The following is an 18,158-nucleotide window of genomic DNA, read 5'->3' as shown; positions in this document are numbered from 1 at the left end:
GTCAGCATCATACTTTGACTCCCGCCATTCCTATACTTACACCTCTTTAGATGTAAACGTTGTGTCTGCCATCAAAAGCCACTTTTTTAATAGCTTTTGATGAGGGAAGTATCTCTCAGCAAGAGAAACTGTTATGAGTCATTTACGCATTCCTGTGAACTGGACGATTCAACGATCTACCCCTTTCTTTACCAAGGTGAACGTGCCCGCGGCATTGTTGTCCCATCACAATACGGCAGCAGGTGTTTTTGGTCAGATCTGTGTTATGGAAGGTACGGTAACCTACTATGGTTTCGCGGATGAATCGGCAACTGAACCGGAATTAAAAGTTGTCATCAGAGCGGGAGAGTTTGCAACCAGTCCACCCCAGTATTGGCATCGTGTTGAGTTAAGTGATGATGCACAGTTCAACATTAACTTCTGGTCTGAAAAATAGGTGGATCAGCCCTTGTTTCAACCCCGTTGAGTCATGTCAGCATTGCACAATAGTGGGAAATGTATCTGTGGCTGTATGCCTGAAATTGGTAAGCCACGCTGGCGTGGCTTACTGATGCGCCTAGCGTGAACGGCGTGTCCCGTTGCCGGACTCAACGGGAATAGCCTGCAGTACTTCGTCCCTGGCATGCACCTGGTAGATACGTCGAAAATATTCCGACTCAATGCCTTCTTTGGTGAGCGGTTTCAGCTTGACACCGATTCGCTTCAGATAGGCGAACATATGGCTCAGTGTCGGTTTACCCATGGCTTCACTTCCTCCGGGAAAACAAAACCCTGTTTCCACAGGGTATCTGGCCTGCTAAGGAACCTGTCGTGCTTTCACCCGTCCTTACGGTTGGTCGTCCTTGCCTGCCAATTTTCCTTTTTCCCTGAGAGGAAGTTATTGACAGGCAGCAAGTGGTTATCATCCGTAAAAAAATTAGCAGGGGATATGCCAAGTTTTCCATGTCCCCGTCTGGCGCAGTCCTCGTGCCACTACCTTACCGATGATGACGCTATCGTAAGTGGCTTTTGTGACAGTTTGGAGAATAAGGCTGTCACGGAAGGAAACTCTTGGTAACGGACGTCAGTACAATGTAAACATGGCCAGAGAAACGCATTTGTACTGTTGTTCGTATGAAAAGCAGCAACCTGTAGGACAGGTTTCCTCCGTATGTTTAGACGATCGTATAGCTGTATTCCACGGAGTGCTATCGGCGCATACTGATTATTCAGCTGTTCGATATTTGATTATGATTCAGCCAAAAGTACACCTGTTTATTTATACAGATAAGGATCACCATGAAAAAGCTTTTGGCGCTTGCTCTTATGAGTGTTATCAGTGTCGGAGCGGTTGCAGATGACTGGAAAAAACTCGGTGAGCGCCGTGTTTCCTTCAATCGCGAAACCGATACGATTCATGTCAGTGGCTTTAAAGGAAAGTTTGACAAGATTTTCCTCCGTGTTGAAGACGCACCTATCCGTCTGGAAAAGATCAAGGTCGTTTTTGGTAATGGCGGTCACCAGAATTTCTATATCAAAAAACGTCTTGAAAAAGGGCGTCAAACTGTTCCGCTGAGACTGATTGATGGTGACCGGATCATTAACAAGATTGAGCTGGATTACCGGACCGCCATGGGTGGCTACAAGACCGCAGAAGTAAAGGTCTATGGTCTGCGCAGCTGATCAGGCATCCATAGGATAGTTTCAGGCAGGTGACAGGCAACTGTTGCCTGTTTTTTATTGTGGAGGCTGGGAAATATCGACACACTCGGTATGCGTCGGAATCAGTAAGGGGTGATCTTCCGGTAATTCCGAAAATGTGGCGGGATAATCATTCGGATCAAACAGGTTGAGCGCCTCACAGCGTGCACTGAACTCGTCTTCCGCCATTACGACAGGGGGCTCTGGCAGGGTTGCAGGATCAAATCCCCATTGGACCCAAACCGGATGTTGCGGATTAATAATGCGAATAAGATAAGCGGCCATCATGCTGTCCCTGCAGTAACAGAATATCCTGAATTACTCTTTGACCAGTCGAAGGTAACTCCAGATGTTCTTGTGCATGCATTGCCTGGTTCCGGAGTAGAGTGACGAACTGAAGTAATAATGTGCACTGTCGTGCTTTACGTAACGATAATCTTCAGATGTCATCTGTAACCCCTTATAAGGTGAATCTGGGAATACCGCTAAATCAATCGCAGGTGTCTCACAGGCTTTAACGACCAGGGTTTCCAGTTCCTGATAGGTTGGCAGTCTAAAACCCTGGAGTGAGTGGACGTGTTTGACGCCTCTATTCCAGTCGAATTCAGTGGGTACTCCATCGCAGTGATCATCAGTAAAGTTGTCTGGTGTGCCCGCATCGTTATAGGTTTGACCGACAAGGCAGCGCTGCCAGGTCAAACCGGTGCGTGTATCGGTCACCGTGCCGTCTGTAGAAAACCGGTAGTATTCGCGCTCTGGCGTGTAATTTTCTTCACAGGTCTGTTCTTTGGCTATCAGTGAGCTGGAAAGTATTATCAGGCCGGCGGCAGCACAAACGCTTATCTTTTTGATCACTGTTCTGATTCCTGTTGCTTATTGCTGGCAGGGATGATCTTGGCTTTTTCTTTGGGTAGTGATTTTTTGATCAGATTTTTCTTGTCATTTTTTGTGACGACCTGTTCCCTGATGAATCTTGCATAAGCGCGACTGTTTTTCTGGAAAAGCTGCATGGATGAAGAATAGAGGGAGATGGCATAAAAATATCGGGCTGTTTTGTCATTGTTCTGAATTTTCTCGTCCGCTGACATCAGTAATCCCTTGTGCGGTGTTCCAGGGAAAATAGTCAGGTTGACGGCGGGCGTCTTGCATTCGGCAATCATTGTGGTTTTCAGTTCCGTGATACTGGGGAGTCGGGCGCCAGGGTTCCGCTCCGTGAGTTCCTGCATATCAAACCAGCTGAGTTTGCCGGGTTTGCCTTCGCAGTGGTCGTCGGTGAACTGAGTGGGTGTACCCGCATTATTCAGCGTTTGCCCGACCAGGCAGCGTTCCCAGACCAGCCCTGTTGTTCGATGGCGAACAGTGCCGTCAGTATTAAAATGGTATGCCGTGGTGTCGGCCTGGTAGCCGGGGTCGCAGTGTTGCTTGTTTCGGACGGATGGCAGTAATTGCAAGAAAATAACAATACTGATGAGTGCGGCAAGCATTCCATACTTATTCATGCCAAATTCCTTCGGACAGCATACGGCGATTGCCTGATGACAGTCGGCAATCAATATCGCTTGGCCATATAACGATTGGTTCGGGTTGGGCTGATCTGAACAGCGCCTTCTCTTTTAAAGAATAGTGTTTGGTGCGGCTTTGTTTGTCTCACGCAGCTGACATTTTATTGACGTTTCAGGCTGTTTTGTTGCCAGTACGTAAGGGTACTTATTTGTCATGAAATTGAAATAAATGGCTAATAATAATAGGCTCCAGTAACACATATAACGCACCTGCCTGCACCGTTTGTGCAGAAACCAGGTTCCAGGTTCTTCTCCTTTAGTGGTAAATCAATCTGTGATCAAAACACTGGAAATTTTCTGGCAGTTTTTTCTGCTGGGGTGGACCAGCTTTGGTGGTCCGGCGGCGCATATCGGTTACTTTCGTCATGCCTTTGTGGAGAAGCTGCAATGGCTGAGTGATGAGCAGTATTCTCAATTGGTGGCCTTAAGCCAGTTTCTGCCGGGACCGGGATCCAGTCAGGTAGGCTTCGCCATTGGCTATCGACGGGCCGGCCTGCCGGGTGGCTGCGCGGCATTTGTCGGGTTCACCCTGCCGTCTTTCTTTATCCTGCTGGCCGTCGCCATGAGCAGTCATGCGTTTTTTGACGCCAGCTGGTACCAGGGGGTGATTGCGGGTCTGAAGCTACTGGCCGTTGTCGTGGTGGCGGATGCCATCATCCAGATGTATCGGAGTTTCTGTCAGCGTTCGCTGACAGTGGCGCTCTGCGTATTCAGTGCAGCCATTCTCCTGATGGTTCCCGGCGTGCTGGCCCAGATGGCGGTATTGGTACTGGCCGCAGGCATTGGCTGGCGATGGCTGCCTGCGTCAACTGATAAACATGAAGACTACCGGGTAAAAGTCTGGCCACTGGTACTGTTTGGCGGTCTGCTGTTGTTATTGCCGCTGGTGGCGGGGCAGCGTCCGTTACTGACATTGTTCAGTGACTTCTATCAGGCGGGCAGTATGGTCTTCGGCGGTGGTCATGTGGTTCTGCCTTTGCTCCAGAACACCACGAAAGATCTGATCAGTACCGATACTTTTCTGACGGGCTATGCCGCCGCACAGGCGATCCCCGGCCCCATGTTCACCTTGTCTGCCTACCTGGGGTATTTCGTATCCGAGTCGATGCCGGTTCTGGGGGCCGTGATTGCTACCATCGCCATCTTTCTACCGGGCTTTCTCTTGGTGATCGGGATGCTGCATGCGTGGCAGGCTGTTGCCGGTAGGGCCAGGGTGGCAGGGGCTATCAGTGGCATTAATGCCTCGGTGGTGGGGCTGCTGGTGGCAGCGATGTACTCCCCGGTCTTTGTCTCGGCGGTACATACGTCGCTGGAATTTGCCCTTGCACTGGTTGGTTTTTACTTGCTGAGGGTCAGACGCTGGCCTGTCTACTGGTTGGTCGGTTTAGCGATTGCATTGGGAGCGCTGGTTCTTAAAGCCTGACAGGCTGATAACAACCGCTATGCGAGTGAGTATGCATTGTTGGCGGTTTAAGTTCAGGAAAGTGAGTAATGATGGGGGAGGGTTCCGGCGGTTTGCCGGAACCCTGATCCGATCAGAGCGGGTTCTTCTTGTAGAACTCGAAGTGGTCTTTGAGCATGGCTTTGTATTGCTCCATGAAGGCTTCCACATACTCCTTCTGGTTGGTTGCGATGCTTTTCTGGTCAGCTGAGGCAACCAGGAAGGCATTGTAACGAGCCGCCGCGTAAAGGAAGGCGTCGCTGATAATGTTGATCGGCAGCTTGCGACCTTCGGCATGTTTGTTCGCCAGGCTGATAAAGGAGTTCACAATCTCCAGGATTTGCGCTTCCGTTTCTTTGTCGATTTCGAAGGGCATGTTGTCGCCACTGGCGCCCTTATCGTTGTTGGTTTCAGTATCCTGTGCCGGTTTGGTTGGCGGTGTAAATTCTTTTTTTGCACCTGGATCGCCAGGACGGTTGAACTGATTATTTGCGGCAGCGGCTTTCTGTTTCTCAAAGAAATCCTTCATGTCGAAATCACTGCTGTTACCTTTATCCATAACCAAGCTACTCCTTACATAATAAAAATGACGTTATTTGAATCAGGTGTCTATTACGTAAGAAAGGTATTTGGGGTAAAAGTTCCTGAAATAATTCTGTTTTTTAGCCTTGTTAGCCCACGATTTATCCAGGGGGGATGGCGGGCAGGAAACGGGTATTGTATCTATTAGCCAATAGTCGCAACGTTTTGGGTCAAGATCGATTTCGGTTGGCAGTTAATCCCATTGTTCGACATATTTAAAACAGATGGTTATAAGCAACTTTCTTTACTGAAAACTTCTTTAAATAGTATGGGTTTTGAGTCATACGACTTAGGTATAGTGACCAGCTGATGTGGGAAGGTAAGGGCCTGTGTAGTTAAACAGCCAGTTCCCGGTTCTCGATTCTCAACCCTGACTTCCAGATAATGGCATCTGTCCTCAACAGCTGTGATATGAATGTGGTACCCGCCTGAAGGCTGTGTTCCCATCTGGGCATAGAGTGCTACCTGGGTATTGAAATCAATGTTTTTAGCCATTTTGGAACTTTTAGACAGCGTATTGAGCGTCTCAGTGTTACGGATGACCAGCAGCGCCTTACTCGGATTTTGATGCAAGAAGTCATAGGTATTGATGATGCTGATCGGAATTTCTCTGGCGATACAGGCATCAGTTTCGTTATCAGATGCGTGGGCAATAGATAGCGTTGTGAGAAACAGTAAACTGCCGAAATGAATGAGTTTGATTGCCAGATGTCTGTATTTCATAGATAAGGCCTGAAAAAAACGGTGATGTGTATTTTGGAATTAAGTCTGTTTGGCATCAATTGATGTCTTTCTGTCCAACTCTGACTGCCGCGGACGATTTTAGTTCAAAAAAGCCTGTAGAGAGCAGGCTGGTGGATGTGACCTTCTTGACAGTCACACGGTATCATGGGGCTTTGAATAGCAGGGAACCGTTCCCTTGAATCGCAAGACTCATTCCCGGATTTATGAAGGGTTTCTCATTGGTCGTCATAGCTTTGATCATGCTGGCATGACAGAGATTCATCTCTGGGTGGTTACGGCGGATGCAGGGGTTGCGAAGCTCATTATCACGGGTGAACGCCCCGTGTTTTTTGTCCGGCATGAAGAACAGCCCAGACTGTCCGACAGCCTGACAAAGGCGGGTATACCTCATGAATGTCGACAGGTAGCCCTGAAAACCTTTAATCATGATCCCGTACAGGCCGTTTATACACCGACGCTTGAAGCTGGATATCAGGCTCAGGACAGACTCCGGCAACTCGGTGGGACGCTCCTCGAAGCAGACATTCGGTTGCATGAGCGTTATCTGATGGAGCGTTTTATTACTGGCGGCATGGCATTTACAGGGCAGGCGGTCAGAAAGGATGGTTTTACTGAATTCCATGATGTGAAGATTCGTCCTGCTGATGTGAATCCTGACTTTTCCGTGGTGTCCCTGGATATTGAGTGTGCGGCTGATGGCAAGCTTTATTCCATTGGACTGGTGGGGGCTTCCGTCGAACGGGTTCTGATGATTGGGGCAGAGATGACATCGGAAGCCTGTGCTGACCTGCCTGGTGGCACAATACGCTGGGTTACGGATGAGCGATCATTGTTGAAAGCGCTGGAGGAGGAAATTGAAGCGCTGGATCCCGATCTACTTATTGGCTGGAATGTTATCAATTTTGATTTTCGGCTCTTGATTGAACGGGCGCGGTTACATGGCTTCCGGTTATGCCTGGGGCGCGGAAGGCAACCGGCCATCTGGCGTGAACGCCGGGGAGAGCCGGGTGCTGGTTATGTCACCGTGCCGGGACGCGTCGTTATCGACGGCATCGATTCGCTGAAATCGGCGACCTATCAGTTTGAAGACTTCAGCCTGGAAACTGTGTCACAAAACCTGCTGGGCCGAGGTAAGGCGGTAGAGGATGTTGATAACCGGCTGGCAGCGATTACCCATGACTTTCATCATGATAAATGCAAACTTGCCCGCTATAACCTGGAAGACTGCAGGCTGGTTCTGGAGATATTCCAGCAGACCCGGATGCTGGATTTTCTGAGGCTGCGCAGCCAGCTGACGGGGCTGGAGCTGGACCGGTTGGGCGGTTCCGTAGCGGCTTTCACCCACTTGTATCTGCCCAGGGTGCATCGGGCAGGTTATGTGGCGCCGAATCTTCCGGAAGGTGGCGGCCTCGCGAGTCCTGGTGGCTATGTGATGGATTCAAGGCCCGGTTTGTACAACAACGTGTTGGTACTGGATTTCAAAAGTCTTTATCCCTCAATTATTCGAACCTTCAGAATTGATCCGGTGGGGCTGGTTGAAGGCCTGAAAGAGCCCGGGAACGGGATTCCCGGGTTCCGGGGCGCGGTTTTTTCCAGGGAGCAGCACTTCCTGCCTGCGATTATCACCTCTCTCTGGCAGCAGCGGGACGAGGCGAAGCAGCAACAGGACCGCGCGCGTTCCCAGGCCATCAAGATCCTGATGAATTCCTTTTATGGTGTGCTCGGTTCCGGTGGGTGTCGTTTTTATGATACCCGCCTGGCCAGCTCCATTACGCTTCGGGGACACGCCATCATGCAACAAACTGCCCGCTGGATTGAAGCCGGTGGCTACCAGGTGATCTATGGGGATACAGACTCCCTGTTTGTCAGGCTGGATGATAGTCTCAGCCCCATAGACGCTGATCGCATAGGCAATGCGCTGGTGACAGATATCAATCAGCGCTGGCGAGAGTCGCTGCAAAAAGAATGTCGGCTGGAGAGTTATCTTGAGCTGGAATTTGAAACACACTATGTACGCTTTCTGATGCCAACCATTCGAGGTTCCGAAACAGGCAGTAAAAAGCGTTACGCGGGATTGAAGTGGACCCCGGAAGGCGAGCAGCTGGTGTTCAAAGGGCTTGAATCGGTCCGTTCTGACTGGACGCCTCTGGCCAGACAGTTCCAGGTTCAGTTATTTGAAAAGGTATTTGCCGGGCAATCGCCTGCTGGGCTGGTCAGAGAAACCGTCATGCAGACGCTGGCAGGAGAGCGCGACAATGAGCTGGTATACAGGAAGCGCCTGCGACGTCCCCTCAGCCAGTATGTCAGAACCAGCCCGCCTCATGTGAGGGCGGCGCGTCAGGCCGATGAACATAATCGCAGCGCGGGTAAGTCGCTGCGTTATCAGAACAGGGGCTGGATCAGTTATATCATTACAGTGAACGGGCCTGAGGCTGTGGAATATTGCGTCAGTCCCATCGATTACCAGCATTATATCGATAAGCAGCTCAAGCCTGTTGCGGAAGCTGTGCTGCCTTTTATCGGTGAGGACTTTGTTCAGCTGTATGACGAGCAGTTGCGATTATTTTGATTCGGGTGCTGCTTGATTGATTAAATGTCCCGGATATTCGTTGTATTTTTTGCTTTGTCCCCTGACAAGGTGCGCTGGATATTTTTTACAGTTTTCTGCAAATTTTTCACTGACGCTCTGCATTAAGTCGATGTTCAGCTTGTCTGCAAGGCGAACGAGATAGATCTGGATATCTGCCAGTTCCTTGGAAACTGCCTGCAGCTTTTCCTCGGGTAATTGCCGGGATTGTTGTTCGGTCAGCCATTGAAAGTGTTCTAGCAACTCGGCAGATTCGACGCTTAAAGCCATTGCCAGATTTTTGGGGGAGTGAAATTGGTCCCACTCCCTGTCCGCTGAAAATTGGCGTAGCTCCAGTTTTAATTGATCCAGGTTTTTCATTCGACAAATTTCCGATTAATGCTGTAGACGGCGCAATGGTATACCGAAACAGGGAATCATGCCGTCGATGTCACCTACTGGATAGCGTCAGAAAAAGCGTATAAACGTGAACTTTTATACACTTTGTAGAATTGCGTTACACTGATTGGCGATTTGATGATCATACAGGCATTTCAATGACAATTCTTGGCACGCCTTTCAGTCCCTCCGCAACAAAAGTTTTGCTCTGTGGTTCTGGTGAGCTTGGAAAAGAGGTTGCCATTGTCCTGCAGCGGCTGGGTGTGGAGGTGGTCGCACTGGATCGTTATGCCAATGCCCCCGCCATGCAGGTGGCTGACCGAAGTCATGTCTTGTCAATGCTGGATGGAGAGGCGCTTCGGGCTGTTATTGAGGCAGAAAAACCGCATTATATCGTGCCGGAAATTGAAGCGATTGCTACAGAAACCTTGGTGGCGCTGGAGAAGGAAGGGTATACCGTCGTCCCGACGGCACGGGCTGCCCAGCTGACCATGGATCGTGAAGGTATAAGGCGGCTGGCTGCAGAGACGCTTGGTCTGAAAACATCGCCTTACCGTTTTGCTGATAGCTGGGATGAGTTTCAGGCGGCAGTTGAGCGCATCGGTATGCCATGCGTGGTTAAGCCCGTAATGAGCTCTTCAGGTAAAGGGCAGAGTCTTGTAAAGCGCGATTCTGACCTTCAGCAAGCCTGGGATTATGCCCAGGAGGGCGGCAGAGCCGGAAGAGGGCGTATTATTGTCGAAGGATTTGTTGAGTTTGATTTTGAAATTACGTTGCTGACTGTAAGGCACAGCGCTGGCACGTCTTTTTGTCAGCCGATAGGACATCGACAGGAAGGGGGAGATTATCGGGAGTCATGGCAGCCACAGGCGATGTCGGTAGCTGCACAGGCGTCGGCAGAAAGTATCGCTCAAACTATAACCGATGCCTTGGGCGGATGGGGACTGTTTGGTGTTGAGCTGTTTGTATGTGGTGATGATGTGATTTTTAGTGAAGTTTCACCCCGGCCCCATGATACTGGGTTGGTGACTCTGATTTCACAGAATTACTCGGAATTTGAATTGCATGCGCGTGCATTTCTCGGGCTGCCGATTACCAATATTCGACAGTATGGACCGGCAGCTTCTTCTGCGTTGTTGGTTGAAGGGAAATCTGCGGATGTGCGTTTTGGGAATCTGTGCGAAGCATTAAATCAGGTAGATACAGACTTACGGTTGTTTGGAAAGCCTGAGGTGGAAGGAATGAGGCGTATGGGGGTAGGGCTTGCTTTGGGTGATAGTTGCCAGGCGGCGATTGAAAAAGCGATTGCTGTTACATCCCTGATCAAAATTGATCTGTAATCATTCTCTTTTTTTGTCGTGGAGGATCAGGTGCATCGCATCCTGGTGGGTTATGTGATTTTTGTATTTTTATGTTGATACTATTTTTAAAGTTGACTATTTGTTCAATAAAATAATTTCAAACTATATAAGGGAGCCACCTTAGAATTTCCACAATATAACTATAGAAAGGTATGTCGTTTTGCGTGGAGGCAGAATATCAAATTAAATAGTACGTTGGTACATAATGGGAGGGTTGAAACTGTTACTCGGTTCTTTGGTGCAGTAACGCTTCGTGTGGTCAGGAAACAAATCATTTGTCGCTGAATGACGTAACGAATAATTTAAACGTTTGTTTGAAATGCTGAAAGTCTACTGTTTATAAGGCTTTCTTCATTTTTCTTCTGAAATAAAGCGTTTTTGGCACGAACAATGAAACAAGAAATAGTGCAAAAGGACGAAGCATGGCTTTCAGTCGTTTCAGGTGTTGAGTCATGTTCATTCATTTACCACCATGCTGTGAACAACTGGGGTGGACGCTCAGTGGAGGTCTTGCAGCAGGATGTGATTAGGGAGCGTTACCATGAATGTTTCAGAAGGTTTTGTCACTGAATTTTTCGGAATGGATGTTGAGAAAGCGAATCTGCGCCGCATGCTTGAGCAGCAGGTTGCGCATTTTCTGGCTCAGGGAGGACGTGTTCAGAGTGTTCCTAACCGGCTTGAAGAAAATGGTGGCGCTAAGCCGGTGAGACTAACAAGAAGTAGTGGTGGTAATTACTGAGTCGTTTGGATAAGCCAAACGATGGATAAAAAAGCCGGGACAAATGTCCCGGCTAAAGTCGCTAGAGTTAACATGCGCATGTAGCCCGTGTGAAGCCGTCGTTCACAGAGCCTCTGATAACATAGTACCAGTTCGCAAAAAGTCAAAACAAACACCCCCCTCTCCACCTGTCGGAAGTGAAGTACCTGTGTCTGAATGAGTTTTCCCTTTTAGGGCGTATATTTTTCTGTGCTGGCTAAGTTTCCTCTGGCGCGTGAAATATGTAAGCATAGAAAATAGGACGTTCAACTATATTTTGCAAAATTTCATAGGTGTTGTTTTTAATTTTAAAGGTATCACTTGTATGAAGGCTTTTGTGTTTATTATGGTTTTAATGTCTGTTATGGATAAATGAAAGTTAATCATTTTATGTGTTACAGGTGTTTACTGTGGGCAGCGTAATTCTATGCTTGGGTGTGGTGGTGCGGTGCTTGGATTTAATGGATAAGTTTTAGTGATAGTAGCTTGCTGTTTGTGGTGTGGTTTGAGGATGGGGGTTGTTGTCTGCTGTGCGTAAGACGCATTAATAAATGCTATTGAAAGCGGTGTAAAGGATAATCTCGCAACCTTGTCGGTTGTTGATAAGAGTATCGTTTAATTCATCAATATCTGGCTGGAGCTATTGATGCGAGATCCTTTTGATACGGCAAGGCCGGCGTTTAGCCAGCCTCTGTATCGGATGTCTCAGGTCGCGTCTCACGCACAATAACCGCTTCAGGCTTGCTGCGGTTGGGCCAGACGCTTTCTGGAATAACTTCCGTGGCCATGTAGCCTTTTCCTCCCTTACCCATCAGAAAGCGAACTGACTCGCCTGCCTTGAGCGATTTAAAGCCATCCATAATGATGACGCTGTAATGAACGAATATGTCTTCGTTCTCAGAGGCTGCTACAGGCTCGATAAAGCCAATGCCTTTGGCGTTATTGAACCACTTGATAGTTCCGGTTAAATATTCCATATCCCTGTCTCATTATTATCGCTTCCCACTAACACAATAACGCTAGTTTACCCAAGGGGCAATACCCAGCATGATATTCTTCTAATGGTTCGGCATTATCAAGAAAATCATCGGAGTATCAGGCCTTTCAGGAAGGAAAATCTTAATCAGGGGTGTTGATAATGCAGGTATTGTTTATCTTCGGAGTGATCGTGGGGATCATCGACTTGGGTGTGTATCACATGATAAATAATGTCCAGCACATCATTCCACCTTACTCCGGGTTGGAGGCGTTCGTCATATAGGATATGCAGCAGATATTTATCCAGTGGTGTCAGTTGCTGGAAGATGCTGCTGTCGTTAAAGATGCTGGGATATAAGTCATCAACATCGTTGGTCAGGCCCATGATCTGGGTCATTTCCTCTATAACGCAGGATTGCAGTTTTCCATAGGATCTGGCCAGATCCTCCGGGATCAAAATCCAGGCCTTAATAATTTGCCCGCTACGATTAGCCAATATGCTGAACGTGCAAAGGCTATTACTCAAGTGGGGATTTTTATCTGATTTGATTGCCTCGTAAAAGTCTGTCTGATTCATAAAGTAGATCAGAACATTGGCTTTCTTGAGCTCTGACTCAAGGGACATAGGTACCTGTGTATGCTCTGACAGGATTTGCATTTGTTCCTTGACCATTCTCTCATGCAGCCCGGGGTCTCCCAGAGCATTAAGAATATGAATGCGCATAGGGGACGTCCATTTCAGCAAGGGACGCTCTTTACCGTCATTGAATTCACTAAAAAAAGCAACTCTATAGAAGGCGTCACGGACATAGTCAGTTTCCATCCAGACGGGATATTGGGCTTGCGTTTTTGAAAGCCAGAGAACCCCACTGAAAAACAGTAATTGAATGGATAAGTTACTTATGAATCTCAACGCTCAACATCCTGCTGATATCTGTTTCTTGGTAATAAAATGTATTATCAATAATCAGGCTTTGTATTGCTTTTTGTATTGCTTTTTGTATTGCAAAATGCATGTTAGCTTCTGTGAAATTATAGATGCTAGAGAAGAGTGATTTTGGTGCTCGTACCCTTTGTTTCAGGATTGTTTCGCTATATCTTATTGAGGACTACCTGAGGTCGTAGTTGCTATAAATAGATTTCTGAGATAATTACTAGCTATTTATATCAATCATTTCTTAAGCAATGTGCATTCGTATACCCGTTGGGTGGTACTGCTAAGGGTAGAGGAACTGTCCATATTTATGGACAGTTCCTCTGAGAACGCCATCGGTGATTTTCAAGGAAGATGTCGCCTCAACCTATGCAGCTAATATCTGTTGCTGAGTAAACTCTGACCGTTCCGGATCTAGCCAGAGTTTCAGAGCTTCCCGCTCACTGTCCCATTCGCTGCGCCAGGATGGCGTGGTCTCTGCTTGCTCGACGCCGCGTTACATCGTTACACTCGGACGGCGTGTTTTCCTGCAAGTAATAATAAAAAGGTGGAGTTATGCCTGGAATGCAGAGGCGTCGTTGGATTGTGGGATTGTTATCCGTGTTGGGCGGGCTGGTTGCATTACTGGCGGTTGTGGGAAGCAGTATCTGGTTCTATCTCAATCCGCAGCCTGCCGGGGAACAGGTATTTATCAACGGTCATATCCTGACCATGGATGATGAACATACCGTGGTTGAGGCGATGCGCCTGGAAGGTGATCGTATTGTTGCAACCGGAACAACTCAGTCGATATTGCAGCAGGTTGATGAGCAGGCCAACATCATTGATCTACAGGGTAAAACGGTTACACCGGGTTTCATCGAAGCACACGGTCATTTTCCCGGTAGTGGCCTGAAAGCGGTTGCAGAAGATCTCAGTAGTCCTCCTGTTGGCACAGTACTGACCATTAGTGATGTATTGAAGCGACTCCGACAGCGCGCCAGTGAGACCCCACCGGGCGAATGGGTGATTGGTTATGGGTTTGATGATTCGCTGGTGGCCGAACATCGCTTCATAACGCGAGAAGCGTTGGATACGGTTTCCACGGAACACCCAATCTTTGTGCTTCATGTCTCAGCCCATATGGCTGTTATTAATACTCGAGCACAGGCTATCGCGGGGATCGATCAGGATACTGTTGATCCTGAGGGTGGTGAAATTGTCCGAAATGCCACGGGTGAATTGACAGGCCTGCTGCTCGAAACAGCCCATGATCCTGTGCGGGATATGGCTTTTGATTTTTCCTCCTTTAAGAATCTCAAAATTGTACAGACATCCGTTGATGACTATGCGAGTCAGGGCGTAACCACCGTACAGAGTGGCAAGGCGACGGAATCCTTTTATCGTCCTTTACGTCTGCTGTCACGCCTGGGCATCATACCACAGCGTGTCGTTGTCTGGCCGGATCTTGATCTGGCCAGGTCGATTGATGCCGGTAAGATTGCACGTCATCAATCCGATAAATTGTCTGTAGGTGCGTTGAAGCTGACAACAGACGGATCAATCCAGGGATATACGGGCTATCTCTCGACCCCCTATTACCAGACACCGTCTGAACGCGCTGCAGATTTTCGAGGTGATCCTGTTATGAAAGCCAATCAGCTGAGTCGGCTGGTCTCAGAATGGCATGGCAAAGGGTGGCAGCTGGCGTTACATGCGAATGGGGATGCTGCGATTGATAATGTGCTGTCTGCAGTAGAAGCGGCACAGAATGCGTCGCCTCGATCGGATGCCCGTCATGTGATTGTGCATGCCCAGATGAGCCGGCATGATCAACTCGAAAAAATGCAGGCGCTGGGTGTGACGCCGAGTTTTTTTCCTGCTCATGTCTACTATTGGGGGGATCGTCATAACGCCCTGTTTTTAGGCGCAGAACGCGCCGCACGGATCAGTCCTTTGAAATCAGCGGGTGAATATGGGGTGCGCTACAGTATTCATCTGGATACCCCGGTCGTGCCGGTTCAGCCATTGTTGCTGGCGTGGTCAGCGGTTCAACGGGAAACCAGTGGTGGTGAGGTGCTGGGACCGCAAGAGCGGATTGATGTTATGCAGGCTCTGCGTGCTATTACGATTGATGCGGCATGGCAGGTGTTTCAGGAAGACAACCGGGGATCGTTGGAAGCGGGCAAGTATGCGGATTTTGTCGTGTTGTCAGAGAACCCTTTAGTCAATGCGAGTCGTTTACACCAATTGGCGGTTGAGCAGACCTGGATTGGTGGAATTCCTGTATTCACAAAAAAGAATTAGAGTAGAATTCTTCTACTAATATATTTCCCGCAGCAGCCCACAGATGGTGGGCTGGTACGCTGAGAAAGCATTGATCTGGGTATTTAGTGCTGTGATCTTTTGCCATAATGGAAAAACTGGATTTTTTGGTTTCTCCATTAGGCTTATCAGCATAGAATCTGATTAGAAATCAAATTCGTACTTCTCTTCGATGCGGCGTTTTTCCAAAATGTAATCTTGAGTAGTGATTAACTGCAGTTGAAGTTTTTCCTCAAGGCGTTCGAATTCTTTATTTCTCAGGCGTTTAATATTGGACTTGGTTGCGTAGTAGTTGACTGAGTTGGCGCCATTGTATCCGCTTATAGGATCCCAAAAAATAGAGATCGGCCAGGTTAAAAGGTTTAAAACGCCTAGGCCGGGCTCTCGGACATAGAACGATCCACCCCCCGGCAAGAAACCCAGTATTGCGGCAGTTGTTGGATTCTTTTCTTCAACAGCCATGCCATTGGCGTGATAATAGCGCATTTCATTTTTTTGATAGCTATTTATTCCGCTAGCGCAGCCTGAAAGAAAAACAATGCATGAGATAAAGGTGATAATTTTATGCATAAATAAAATTCTACAGAGAGTCCCTTTGTGCTTGAAGCTTCCAAAATTATCAAGGATTGATATGGCGTACTGCGGCTTGAAGAAGGTATTGATTTCTATACCTCATTTCAAGTCGTGATTTTTTCCGTGTCGAAAAAAGATATCTATCATTTCATTTTTAAAGTGTTTAATTACCCGTGTGAAAGTAATCTCACATTTTGTCATCTACAGCCCGCAGGGGTCAGCTGCTGGTGAAAATACTTATCTCTGGGTCATTATAGGAAGTCTACCGTGATTGATTAAGATGTATCTGATAGTCGAGGTGTAGGAAAAGTCACAATGATGCGAAGCGAGATATAAATAAAGTACCCTTTAATGTGCCATTACGCATGTGTGATCAATGACCCGTTTGTCAAAGGAGAGTCCTTCCTCCTTATATCTTGCGCTGGTTTTCAGGTGGTCAGATACCCGCCATCGACATTAATACAGGTTCCTGTCGTATAGCTGGCGGCATCGGACACCAGGTAGAGCACCGTTCCTGCCATTTCCTCCGGTTGAGCCGCACGGTTCATGGGAATCTTGGGCAGGATCTGCTTGAGCATGGCGTCGTTTCGGGTAAGCGCTGATGCAAACCTGGTATCCGTCAGTCCGGGAAGCAGTGCGTTCACGCGAATGTTCATTGGTGCGCATTCACGGGCAAAGGCTTTGGTCATGGCAATGACGGCTGCCTTGGTAATGGAATAGATCCCCTGGAATGGGCCGGGTGTCACGCCATTCACCGAGGCAACATTGACAATGCTGCCACCGCCTTGATGACGCATCACCTTACCGACTTCTGCAGACATCATGAAATAGCCTTGAATATTGACGTCAATGGTTTTTTGCAAGGCATCGGTCGGTGTATCAAGAATGGCGCCGAAATAGGGATTGGCTGCCGCATTGTTGACCAGGATATCGATCTGGCCATGTTTTTCTACGATGGCGCTGACAGTCTGTCGAATCGCGTCCGGATTCCCGATATGGCAGGCCATAGGTTCAGCGGAGCCTCCTTCATCGACAATGCTCTGGCTGACGGCTTCACAGCTTTCCACTTTGCGGCTGGTGACAATGACATGGGCATTGTATCGGGCCAGCAGCCGGGCAATGGCTTCGCCGATACCACGGCTGGCACCGGTAACCAGGGCAATTTTGCCGTTCAGGTTGAACGGGTTTTCATTCATAACAGTACCTCAGTTTTTGTTTTTTTTTGACCGTAGGGGCAGTGTTATGCCCAGTCTTGCGCTGCTGTTGTGACAGCAGCGTTCAAGTGCAAAGCACGAAAGTGTTTCGGTTATGTGATTATGAACATTCGTTGTCGTAAAGGCGGAAAATGCTGGAGAAGTCTAACTGTCCATTATTCTCTGTCTGATTGGCATGCAGGTTATAGAGGTTTCGTGCCAGGCTGCCCATCGGCGCTGAGGCGCCGGAGGCTGCTGCGGCGTCCAGCGCCAGCTTCAGGTCTTTCAACATCAGGTTGACCATGAAACCACCCTCGTAGTCTCTTGATGCTGGCGCATTTTCCATAATGCCGGGTACCGGGTTGTAGACCTCAAGCGACCAGTTTCTCCCGGAACTTTTCAGCATGATTTCAGAGACTGTTTCCGGTGAAAGCCCATTGCGAATGGCCAGGGCGAGAGCCTCTGCTGTACCGGTCATATGGATAGCCAGGAGCATGTTGTTGCACATCTTCGCAACCTGACCGCAACCTGCGTCACCGGCATGAAACAGATTGCTTCCCATGGCTTTCAGGATAGGGACGGCTTGCTCGTAATGGGGTTTCTTGCCACCGATCATGAATGACAAGGTTCCCTGTGCAGCACCGGCTGTACCACCGGAGACAGGCGCATCAATAAAGGCTTTTCCCTGGGCATCGGCAGCCGCAGCGACTTTCCGTGCGGTTTCTGCATCAATCGTGCTGGAGTCAATAATGAGGGCATCGGTGCTGATTGCATCAAGCAGAGCGGTTTCACCGAGATACAGACTTTCAACATGCTGGCCAGCGGGTAACATGCTGATCACAAAATCCGCCCCTTTGACAGCATCTGTCGCCTGTTCTGCAGCCGTTGCGCCTTGGTCGGACAGTGTTTTCAGTGCATCGGGATTCAGGTCAAAGACCGTGAGTTGATGACCGGACTTGATCAGGTTGATCGCCATGGGGGCTCCCATGTTACCCAGTCCGATGAATGCAATCTGTGCCATGGTGCGTCTCCTTTTACTTGTTGCTATCAATCAGGAACAGCGGCCGTATTGTGGCAAGCGTCA

19 protein-coding genes are annotated in these 18,158 nt (G+C 48.6%); 7 read left to right on the top strand and 12 right to left on the bottom strand.

All coding sequences use genetic code 11. The annotated features are described in order from the left end of the window. Window positions 1–133: 133 nt before the first annotated feature. Window positions 134–436 carry a TehB family protein gene (locus AC27K1_RS18265; RefSeq protein ID WP_487152225.1) on the top strand — a complete coding sequence of 101 codons (303 nt, stop codon included), beginning with the start codon at window positions 134–136 and terminating at the stop codon, window positions 434–436. Between the two features lie 120 nt (window positions 437–556). On the opposite strand, the gene AC27K1_RS18260 is transcribed toward AC27K1_RS18265, so the two are convergent. Then, window positions 557–742 carry a hypothetical protein gene (locus AC27K1_RS18260; RefSeq protein ID WP_395178853.1) on the bottom strand — a complete coding sequence of 62 codons (186 nt, stop codon included), beginning with the start codon at window positions 740–742 and terminating at the stop codon, window positions 557–559. 536 nt (window positions 743–1,278) lie between these two features. On the opposite strand from AC27K1_RS18260, the gene AC27K1_RS18255 reads away from it, so the two are divergent. After that, window positions 1,279–1,662, top strand: a complete 384-nt coding sequence (locus AC27K1_RS18255; RefSeq protein WP_395178852.1) for a DUF2541 family protein — start codon at window positions 1,279–1,281, stop codon at window positions 1,660–1,662. Between the two features lie 54 nt (window positions 1,663–1,716). Here AC27K1_RS18255 and AC27K1_RS18250 read toward each other — a convergent pair whose 3' ends face one another. Genes AC27K1_RS18250 through AC27K1_RS18240 form a run of 3 tightly spaced genes read right to left on the bottom strand, consistent with a single transcriptional unit; the run spans window position 1,717 to window position 3,179 of the window. Beyond that, a complete protein-coding gene (locus AC27K1_RS18250; RefSeq protein ID WP_487152224.1) occupies window positions 1,717–1,968 on the bottom strand; it encodes a hypothetical protein in 252 nt (83 codons plus the stop codon). Window positions 1,969–1,998: 30 nt separating this feature from the next. Beyond that, the gene (locus tag AC27K1_RS18245; protein WP_487152223.1) at window positions 1,999–2,535 is read right to left on the bottom strand and encodes an Lcl C-terminal domain-containing protein; all 537 of its coding nucleotides are present in this window, start codon (window positions 2,533–2,535) and stop codon (window positions 1,999–2,001) included. Beyond that, window positions 2,532–3,179 (bottom strand): Lcl C-terminal domain-containing protein, encoded by a 648-nt coding sequence (locus AC27K1_RS18240; protein WP_487152222.1) that lies wholly within the window; start codon window positions 3,177–3,179, stop codon window positions 2,532–2,534. Before AC27K1_RS18240 ends, AC27K1_RS18245 begins: the two co-directional genes overlap by 4 nt. Window positions 3,180–3,501: 322 nt before the next feature. Here AC27K1_RS18240 and chrA point away from each other — a divergent pair, with 322 nt between their 5' ends. Continuing rightward, entirely contained in the window at window positions 3,502–4,665 is a 1,164-nt protein-coding gene (gene chrA, locus AC27K1_RS18235) for a chromate efflux transporter (RefSeq protein ID WP_487152221.1), read from the top strand. A gap of 112 nt (window positions 4,666–4,777) precedes the next feature. Here chrA and AC27K1_RS18230 read toward each other — a convergent pair whose 3' ends face one another. Beyond that, window positions 4,778–5,242 carry a DUF3144 domain-containing protein gene (locus AC27K1_RS18230; RefSeq protein ID WP_487152220.1) on the bottom strand — a complete coding sequence of 155 codons (465 nt, stop codon included), beginning with the start codon at window positions 5,240–5,242 and terminating at the stop codon, window positions 4,778–4,780. 251 nt (window positions 5,243–5,493) lie between these two features. Further along, window positions 5,494–5,988 carry a protease complex subunit PrcB family protein gene (locus tag AC27K1_RS18225; protein WP_487152219.1) on the bottom strand — a complete coding sequence of 165 codons (495 nt, stop codon included), beginning with the start codon at window positions 5,986–5,988 and terminating at the stop codon, window positions 5,494–5,496. Between the two features lie 196 nt (window positions 5,989–6,184). On the opposite strand from AC27K1_RS18225, the gene AC27K1_RS18220 reads away from it, so the two are divergent. Further along, entirely contained in the window at window positions 6,185–8,578 is a 2,394-nt protein-coding gene (locus AC27K1_RS18220) for a DNA polymerase II (RefSeq protein ID WP_487152218.1), read from the top strand. Here the strand turns inward: AC27K1_RS18220 and AC27K1_RS18215 are convergent. Continuing rightward, entirely contained in the window at window positions 8,570–8,956 is a 387-nt protein-coding gene (locus AC27K1_RS18215) for a nucleotide pyrophosphohydrolase (protein WP_487152217.1), read from the bottom strand. The genes AC27K1_RS18220 and AC27K1_RS18215 overlap by 9 nt on opposite strands. Before the next feature lie 176 nt (window positions 8,957–9,132). Here AC27K1_RS18215 and purT point away from each other — a divergent pair, with 176 nt between their 5' ends. Together purT and AC27K1_RS18205 are read left to right on the top strand one after the other, a co-directional pair. After that, complete coding sequence (purT, locus tag AC27K1_RS18210; protein ID WP_487152216.1) at window positions 9,133–10,314, top strand: formate-dependent phosphoribosylglycinamide formyltransferase; 1,182 nt, start codon at window positions 9,133–9,135, stop codon at window positions 10,312–10,314. 562 nt (window positions 10,315–10,876) lie between these two features. Continuing rightward, complete coding sequence (locus AC27K1_RS18205; RefSeq protein WP_487152215.1) at window positions 10,877–11,074, top strand: hypothetical protein; 198 nt, start codon at window positions 10,877–10,879, stop codon at window positions 11,072–11,074. 698 nt (window positions 11,075–11,772) lie between these two features. Here the strand turns inward: AC27K1_RS18205 and AC27K1_RS18200 are convergent. Next, a complete protein-coding gene (locus AC27K1_RS18200; protein ID WP_487152214.1) occupies window positions 11,773–12,069 on the bottom strand; it encodes a cold-shock protein in 297 nt (98 codons plus the stop codon). Window positions 12,070–12,215: 146 nt separating this feature from the next. After that, entirely contained in the window at window positions 12,216–12,983 is a 768-nt protein-coding gene (locus AC27K1_RS18195) for a DUF2927 domain-containing protein (RefSeq protein WP_487152213.1), read from the bottom strand. A 576-nt stretch (window positions 12,984–13,559) separates the two neighbouring features. Between AC27K1_RS18195 and AC27K1_RS18190 the strand changes: the two genes are divergently transcribed. Continuing rightward, window positions 13,560–15,290 carry an amidohydrolase gene (locus AC27K1_RS18190; RefSeq protein WP_487152212.1) on the top strand — a complete coding sequence of 577 codons (1,731 nt, stop codon included), beginning with the start codon at window positions 13,560–13,562 and terminating at the stop codon, window positions 15,288–15,290. Window positions 15,291–15,452: 162 nt separating this feature from the next. On the opposite strand, the gene AC27K1_RS18185 is transcribed toward AC27K1_RS18190, so the two are convergent. The 3 genes from AC27K1_RS18185 to mmsB form a co-directional block, all read right to left on the bottom strand. Then, window positions 15,453–15,878 (bottom strand): hypothetical protein, encoded by a 426-nt coding sequence (locus tag AC27K1_RS18185; RefSeq protein WP_487152211.1) that lies wholly within the window; start codon window positions 15,876–15,878, stop codon window positions 15,453–15,455. 431 nt (window positions 15,879–16,309) lie between these two features. Next, complete coding sequence (locus AC27K1_RS18180; protein WP_487152210.1) at window positions 16,310–17,077, bottom strand: SDR family oxidoreductase; 768 nt, start codon at window positions 17,075–17,077, stop codon at window positions 16,310–16,312. Window positions 17,078–17,195: 118 nt separating this feature from the next. After that, window positions 17,196–18,095, bottom strand: coding sequence for a 3-hydroxyisobutyrate dehydrogenase (mmsB, locus tag AC27K1_RS18175; RefSeq protein WP_487152209.1), 900 nt, complete (start codon window positions 18,093–18,095; stop codon window positions 17,196–17,198). Window positions 18,096–18,158: the final 63 nt, after the last annotated feature.

The organism is Kistimonas ophiarachnellae, assembly GCF_057552235.1.
Note: the sequence above shows the minus strand (reverse complement) of the source record. Positions and strands in the feature narration are given on the sequence as shown.

What these genes read in the sequence shown, in the direction of transcription:
- AC27K1_RS18215 (WP_487152217.1), bottom strand. Translation starts at nt 8,956, where the DNA reads ATGAAAAACCTGGATCAATTAAAACTGGAGCTACGCCAATTTTCAGCG.
- AC27K1_RS18260 (WP_395178853.1), bottom strand. Translation starts at nt 742, where the DNA reads ATGGGTAAACCGACACTGAGCCATATGTTCGCCTATCTGAAGCGAATC.
- AC27K1_RS18200 (WP_487152214.1), bottom strand. Translation starts at nt 12,069, where the DNA reads ATGGAATATTTAACCGGAACTATCAAGTGGTTCAATAACGCCAAAGGC.
- AC27K1_RS18225 (WP_487152219.1), bottom strand. Translation starts at nt 5,988, where the DNA reads ATGAAATACAGACATCTGGCAATCAAACTCATTCATTTCGGCAGTTTA.
- AC27K1_RS18205 (WP_487152215.1), top strand. Translation starts at nt 10,877, where the DNA reads ATGAATGTTTCAGAAGGTTTTGTCACTGAATTTTTCGGAATGGATGTT.
- purT (WP_487152216.1), top strand. Translation starts at nt 9,133, where the DNA reads ATGACAATTCTTGGCACGCCTTTCAGTCCCTCCGCAACAAAAGTTTTG.
- AC27K1_RS18190 (WP_487152212.1), top strand. Translation starts at nt 13,560, where the DNA reads ATGCCTGGAATGCAGAGGCGTCGTTGGATTGTGGGATTGTTATCCGTG.
- mmsB (WP_487152209.1), bottom strand. Translation starts at nt 18,095, where the DNA reads ATGGCACAGATTGCATTCATCGGACTGGGTAACATGGGAGCCCCCATG.
- AC27K1_RS18185 (WP_487152211.1), bottom strand. Translation starts at nt 15,878, where the DNA reads ATGCATAAAATTATCACCTTTATCTCATGCATTGTTTTTCTTTCAGGC.
- AC27K1_RS18265 (WP_487152225.1), top strand. Translation starts at nt 134, where the DNA reads ATGAGTCATTTACGCATTCCTGTGAACTGGACGATTCAACGATCTACC.
- AC27K1_RS18255 (WP_395178852.1), top strand. Translation starts at nt 1,279, where the DNA reads ATGAAAAAGCTTTTGGCGCTTGCTCTTATGAGTGTTATCAGTGTCGGA.
- AC27K1_RS18180 (WP_487152210.1), bottom strand. Translation starts at nt 17,077, where the DNA reads ATGAATGAAAACCCGTTCAACCTGAACGGCAAAATTGCCCTGGTTACC.
- AC27K1_RS18230 (WP_487152220.1), bottom strand. Translation starts at nt 5,242, where the DNA reads ATGGATAAAGGTAACAGCAGTGATTTCGACATGAAGGATTTCTTTGAG.
- AC27K1_RS18250 (WP_487152224.1), bottom strand. Translation starts at nt 1,968, where the DNA reads ATGATGGCCGCTTATCTTATTCGCATTATTAATCCGCAACATCCGGTT.
- AC27K1_RS18240 (WP_487152222.1), bottom strand. Translation starts at nt 3,179, where the DNA reads ATGAATAAGTATGGAATGCTTGCCGCACTCATCAGTATTGTTATTTTC.